Source organism: Synechococcus sp. R55.7 (assembly GCF_047461955.1).
Taxonomy (GTDB): domain Bacteria; phylum Cyanobacteriota; class Cyanobacteriia; order Thermostichales; family Thermostichaceae; genus Thermostichus.
In genome coordinates, this window is the sequence record NZ_JANSIC010000501.1 from 1 (window position 1) to 591 (window position 591).

Genomic DNA, 591 nt, shown 5'->3' on the forward strand with positions numbered 1-591 from the left:
TAGCTAATCGCCCTCACGGCCTCCAGCAGCTCCCGGTTGTCTCGCTTGAACAAGGGCAGCCACTCCACATGCTGGTAGCGTAGGATCCCTTGGCTATCCACCAAAAAATAGGCCCGCCGCGTCCCCAGCAGGCTGTCCACCCCGTACTGCTGGCTCACGGTTCTGTCCACATCGCTCAGCAAAGGAAACTCCAGCTTAAGCTGCTCGGCAAAGGCTTGGTGCCTGGAGAGGGGATCGCTGCTGATCCCCAAGATCTCGCAGCCCGCGGCCCGGAAAGCTTCCCAATCCTCCCGAAAGCAACGCATCTCGCTCGTGCATACCGGGGAAAAATCCGCCGGGTAAAAGGCCAGCAACACCTTGCTCTTGCCCCGGTAGGCCGCCAGTGAAATCTGGGCTCCCTTTTGGATCCCTTTCCCCACCGCAGGCAAGCTAAAGTCAGGAGCAACAGCCCCAATCACAATCCCCATAGACCCGTCTAACCCAATCTGAGCTCACTTCAACAGTCTAACGGTGGATCCGGATCCCTTCTGGCTTCAAAAAACTTTGGGTTGGATATCTTGACGGGGTGGTGGGGGTGGGGATAGGGTAGTA

General features: G+C 57.9%; 1 protein-coding gene. It reads right to left on the reverse strand.

Going from position 1 to position 591, the window contains the following annotated elements:
* The coding region (locus NW820_RS13370) for a peroxiredoxin family protein (RefSeq protein ID WP_011432999.1) at nt 1-467 on the reverse strand (467 nt) is incomplete at its 3' end.
* Between the last annotated feature and the right edge of the window lie 124 nt (nt 468-591).